The organism is Deltaproteobacteria bacterium (genome assembly GCA_015233135.1).
Lineage (GTDB): Bacteria > UBA10199 > UBA10199 > JADFYH01 > JADFYH01 > JADFYH01.
Map to the genome: position 1 here is coordinate 51,668 of JADFYH010000017.1, position 6,000 is coordinate 57,667.

Below are 6,000 nucleotides of genomic sequence, written 5' to 3' on the forward strand. Positions count from 1 at the left end.
GTCTGCTGCAGTGCTTGTTGTCGTTGCAGTATCATCACCTGCTGTAAGAACAGCCACTTGAACCGCACGATTCAATTGATTGGCTTTTTTTACTTTTGAAAGATTATGCAGCACCGCAAGCAGCATAACCGTTGCAACACCTGCCGCATGAAGTTCATGATGCTTCACTACTTCCCAAGCGCTATGTTTAAGCCCATTCAGCGCGGTCAACAAACCTTGTATCATGTCAACTTGCGGAGCATGGCCAGCGCTATGATTTTGAGAAATACCCGCACCCGCGTTGATGGCATCAAACACGGCACCCACACCCACAAGCCATTTGAACCATTTTAGAGCAGTGGCCTTGACTCTTTGCTGATAAGATTCGTAATGGGTGTTAATCCCTTCTGCGGTTAAGATTTCATTGATAATTTCCTGGGAGATCTGCTTAATCAGCCTCTCGCTCACCTGCTGGTTTCTGAGATGCCCCTTGGCAATATCTTTTCGTCTCTGAAATTTAAGCTCTCGGATAACCTGCTGACTAAGGGCTTCGATTAAACTCAAACTTTTACTATCTTTTCTCTTGTTGAGTTTATCGCTAATTTGTTGTTGGGCTTCGACAATTTTTTCCGCTAGTTCACGCATCGTTGCTTGGGGTCTGCTATTCAAGCCCGAACGCATCCTTCGGGTAAACTCCTCGGTGAACAACTCTCTTTTCACCTCTTCAGCAAGGCTGGCTACTTCTCCAATTTCTTCATGACCAACAGAATGGCCACGAATCTTATTGATTAATCCCATTAATCCGCTACCGTGCTCAGCAGCGCCATGGCCTTCTTCAGCTTCTGCACCCTTCACTTTTGGTTTTTTGCGCAGCTCGGCCAGGGTTTTGGTCTTAAGCTCTGTCTCGGCCTTGCTCTTCACGCCACGCGCCCAGGTGAAAGAGGAAAGTAAAGGCCCCAACCACATGGCCATCTGGACTGTTCCTACCAAATTTTGTTTTCCCAAATTATAAACTTGAGCCGCCCCATGGCTTAAGGCAGGAAATAGAGCCTGCGCCACCGCGTGTCCGGTCAGGTGTAGGCTTTCCGAACTATAGAGGGCAAAACCCACTGCAGCGAGTTGAGGACCAAAAGTTTTAATTCCTAAAGCCAGTTTTTGCCGCCAATTTTGTGGGTCTTCCACGGGGGCATTCTTAAATAATTGCTCATTTAACAATTGGCCAATTTCTCTCTCTTGTGTTTGACGCGTTGCCTGAAACAAACCTGTCGCTATTCCTGTGCTTAGTAAAATGGCAGGGAGATGATGCAAGAAACTATTCTGCACCACATAGTTAATGGCACTCACGCCCCAACCTAATTTATTGAAAAGGAGCATTCCTCCATAACCCACTGCGGCAACGACGCTGGTACCAAAAAGAAAAGCATGCGTTTTGGTGCGATGCACCCTTTCCCAAGAATGAACACCGATGAGGGGAAGGGAATGTCTTTGCAAAACACCATTGATAATATTGCGCGTAATTTCCTCAAAGATACGCTTTTGAGCCTCAGGATTTTCCAAATGCTCTCGCGCAAGCCCTGCACGTAGAGAAATGGTGTGGGGATTTTTAGGGTCAAAAATAGCTTCGATGATGTCTTTATTATTTTCAGTGAGATAAGCCAAAATTTTATCTCGCGACACAGAAACTCTGCCCAGTAAATTTTTTAAAGCCGCTTGTTTTGTGGCATCATCTTTCGAATTTAAAGCCTCGCGAATTTTTGGACCCACCTCATCACTTAAGATTTTATACTCCACTTCCAACAATGCTGATTCTCTGCCCGCGGATAGCAAGGAAGTTAAAGTTTGCTTTTCAAATACTCTTTCCGCCCGTTTTTTAGTCGCCCTCTCGCTCACATAAAAATAATAAATCCCCGCCGCCGCCAGGGCAGCAATCAAGGCGCCCACTTCCCAACGATGGTTGTTCACAGCTCCACAAACCGTTTCTAAAATTGTGTGATGCGTGACAGGATGAGGAGTGACAGTATGCGTGGAACCTCCTCCAACTGCGATCCCAGGACGGCTAGCACCACCTCCATCGTTAGGATTACCGGGCCCAGCATCACGATTGTTACGATGTTCTCCTACTCCTCCATCTCCAGCCGAGTGGTTTGGCGTCGGAGTATGCCGCGGCACCCTGGGTCTTCTTGGCACTGCGGGGGAAGGATGGCTCTCAAGCGAGTCGTCGATTCCATTATTATTCAAATCATCCGCCCGAGCTTCCCCTTCACCCATCACCTGCGCCGCCAGGGAAATACCACCCAGGGCCAAAAAGGCCGCGATGCCTTTAGGTCCATTGCCGGTCAGAAAACTCGCGAGTTGCTGCAGAGGCGATGGGGGTGGCGATGGGGGCGCTGCCTCTCTCATCGCCGTATTTAATCGGGCGAAACATCTTTGAATTTCTTCCAGACGATCCATCAAGCGGCGATCTTCCTCCGTGTAGGATGTACGGAGATTATTGGAACGCCCAGTCAATGAGCCCGCAATCTCAGGATAATCTCTAAGGGCCTGTTCTATTTCCCCTGCATAACGCTGTCCTCGTGGCCTTCTAAATTTTGCATAAAAATCAGCCGTAAACGCCAAAGCCGCCGCCATCTGACGATTCAAATACCAGGTGGCCCCAGCCCTTTGATCTGCCGGCATTACCGCAGCAAAGTGTGGGGAAACGTGAAAAACAAGACTCTTGCCTTCCCCCTCGGCCCGAGTACTTAACGAAAGGGTATAGCGCCCCCACTTCAAATCTTGCTGAAGCTGGGTGAGGCCTTGGGGGTTTTCACAATGGTCAAGAATCGCTTGCAGAACAAGATGGCCTTGCAAAACCCCTTCTGCCCTGTCTTTCCAAAGCTCTTGATAATTTTTGATTGCATAATCAAGATCATTCAGGGCCTTTTGCGCCTTTCCCTCATTTGTAGTCTGGGACAAATAGGCGGCCAGACCTGTAGACAGTGCTGGCTTTGCCTCAGAGGGCATCTGCGCAGCAATTTCCTCCACAAAAGAAGCAGCGATGGCCTGATGCCAGGTTTGGGGAGCAGGCCTGCTCTCACGTGGCACAGGACGAGGGGCATAGCTTCTTTCCAATAAGCCCAGAATTTGTTCCAATTTCTCTTCTTGTGCACGAAGGTCTCGACCGGCTTTCTGATAATCTGTTTCGGAATCGGAGCGGGAGGTATTATTGAAGGATTCAATCATTCCGGGCAGGGCTTCCAAAACATGCACATAATCCGAAAAGGTTTGTCGTGTTTCAGCTGTAAACACGGGATCTGCGGCATTTTCACGAATAACGTCAATGGCCTCCTTTTCGTAACGGGTATTCCGGATGCGATTAAAAAGCCCGACCACCCTTGAAGCCACGGCAAGGTCAAGAGCCTCCCTGTTTGCCTCCGCCAGCTGGTCAGCAACATTTTCATCAGGATTGTCAGTAAATCGAACAGGACGAAAAGCAGGATTATTCCCGAGAAGCAATTCGACTTTTCCCTCCTGGATCTCTCCAACAAGGATTGCCAGTTCCTCCTCATTGCGACACCCAGAAAGAATGGCCATCAACACATCCAGGCGCGTCAGCGTAAAATGTTGTCTAGCAAGACGAGGGGCATACAGGTGATGAAAGAGCTCCGTCATTCTCAGCAAGTTGCTTAAATATCCCTCTACCTCCAAAGGGGAACCCCCCTCCAGATATGAAGACAAGGCATTCGCCAGTCGGGCGTTGAGCTCTAGACGACTTATTTTTTCCCCACTCCTTGTTACAATAGTGGCCTGCCCAGCCTCTTCAAAGTGCTCGGTAAAAAGACGCTCAATGCGCGGCCAATGAGGGCGTAGTGCGGCTTCTACAGCTCTGGCACCCGAAGCTGCAGAAGTGCCGGGCACATGCCCCGCTGCTTGTAACACCTCAGGTGAACCTGCAGGAAGCTCATCCCCATCTCGCACATCTCCTGCAAAGGCATACTGTTGCTGTGTGGGCTGTGAGGATGGAGTGCCCGCTCGACGAGCAAGGGCCGCAGCCACATCCTCTTCCGCACCTGCAATTTTCCCCATCAGTGCTGCACGCCGCTGGCCAGGTTTTTCATCGGAACCCAGAGGCAGGGCATTCACCCTGGGTTCTTCTGTTGGATTTTCTTGTGGATCTTCTTGTGGATTTCCTTCTTGCCCCTCCGCCTGCTCCTCCTCCTGATGACTCTCCCGCGCGGCCCTGGCCGCCTGGGCATCCGCAACTTTCTTCATCAGCACCGGTAAAAAAGCCGCCACGAAACCCAGCGCTGCGGGGAGGGGCGAGGCGCCCATCACAAAATGAGAAACAAGACCATTGAGGGTAGCGATGCTGGCTCTGGCTCCCGCCTGCGTCCAGACATTTTGCGGAGGAATCAGGCGCTGCGCCAGAACCCCCGCGCCGGACAAGGCACCAGCCAACACCACCATCCCCAAAGGGCCTCCCATCAAGGCACTCATGGCCATGGCAGAGGCCACACGCACCGCGGGATGCTGCAAGAAAGTTCCTACATTTCTAAACGAATTCATCCGCACTTGCTGCAAGGCCTGGCTCACCTGCAGGGGATCGGCAGCAGCCATTTCATTATTGGCGTTATTGTAGTTGGGAACTATCAAACCCTGCTGAACCGCTTTCAAAAAATCCTGGGTTTGACCAAAAGAATTCTGCTGCACCCACACTAAAAACTGGGCCTCCGAAGGCCGCGGCGCCGCGGCCGCGCTGCGATAGACTCCCTGACTTGGGGCTTGCTGTTGTTCGGGATAGGCATGCGTATAGGCCTCATGCGAGGCGCGCAACACCCACCTCATCTCGCGATTAAAGGCCCTCGCTATCCTATTCTGATCTAAGGCGCGTTCCAAAAAGTGTCGGCGAATTTCCGTGCGTTGCCTCTCAGAGGCCGCCCCCTGCCAGCTCTGGGCCGCCAGGGCCTGATTGATCGTGTGCAAACGCGAATTGACCGTGCGTTCCAGACGCGCCAGTTGGCGCTGAATCCCGATTTCGTGGCCTTCCCAACTCGTGGGCCGCTGTGTCCAGGTTTCGGCTCGAAGTATTCGAGCAAAAAAGTTTTGCAGCAGGGCGTGATTTTCATCCGCCTCATTTCCCAATACCCGAGTCACCAAGCTGTTTAATCGTTCGGCAATAGCTTCACTGTGATGAATAAAATGTTCGCGGGCCTCCGGCTCCAGGCTCAGTAAATACTCGACCACCTGGGCACGAATCGCCGCAGCCTGAGCCCCCGAAAAACCACTGACGTGATTAAATTCCTCGCTTTGTTCGGCAAGCCGGGCCGTCGCTTCGGCAATGCTCTCGGAATGCCCTCGGGTAGAATGGGCCAGGGCATCAAAATAGACCTGCAGACCCAAGGCCCGTCCTTCGGGGCTTTGCGCAAACTTTGTTCGTTCTTCTTCAGAAAGATCGGTTCGAAGTGCAGAAGCGGCTCGTTCCGCTTGCGCAGTCAAATCGCTGGGGATGTGCTCTCTTAAATCCCCTGCAGTTCCACCTTCGGAGGCATGGGCATCGATGAAACCCATTGCTGCACGTAAATCGGCCGGGATAGTTGCCTGATGGGCCTCTTCTTGCGCCTCTGCCCGGGTGGGAAGCCCCTCAAGAAAACCGGGAGGGTGATCGATCTGGTAAGCCTGACGGATTTGGGCATCCGTAAAACCCATGCGCTGCAAGGTTTGGCCATAGGCATGATACGTTTGCTGAGCATGTACCCGCTGATCGATGTACTGGGTAAGACGGAGATGCTCCGAAATACTTCCCCCAATATTAAACTGTTCCCCGAAGGCATTTTGAGCCAGGTCCCACATAAAAGGCATGTCGGTGCCACTGGCCAACTCCAAACCATGGATGCGATCCACTTGACGATTGGATTCCAACCAGGCCAGGTCATAGCGCTGCTTGAGTTGGTCAACGAAGAAGCCATTGATGCGATCACCCAACATTTCAGACATGACTTCTCCACCCCACCAATGCACTCTCTCAAATGCCATACGCCAAAG

The 6,000-nt window shown here is 51.6% G+C and carries 1 protein-coding gene (running past one end of the window); it reads right to left on the bottom strand.

The window, feature by feature from the left end; genetic code table 11:
* Nucleotides 1–5,952 carry the 5' end (the start) of an ATP-binding protein gene (locus HQM15_07110; GenBank protein ID MBF0492532.1) on the bottom strand. 46,683 nt of this gene lie to the left of the window's left edge, so only the first 5,952 of its 52,635 coding nucleotides appear in the window; the start codon lies at nt 5,950–5,952; the stop codon falls past the left edge of the window.
* Between the last annotated feature and the right edge of the window lie 48 nt (nt 5,953–6,000).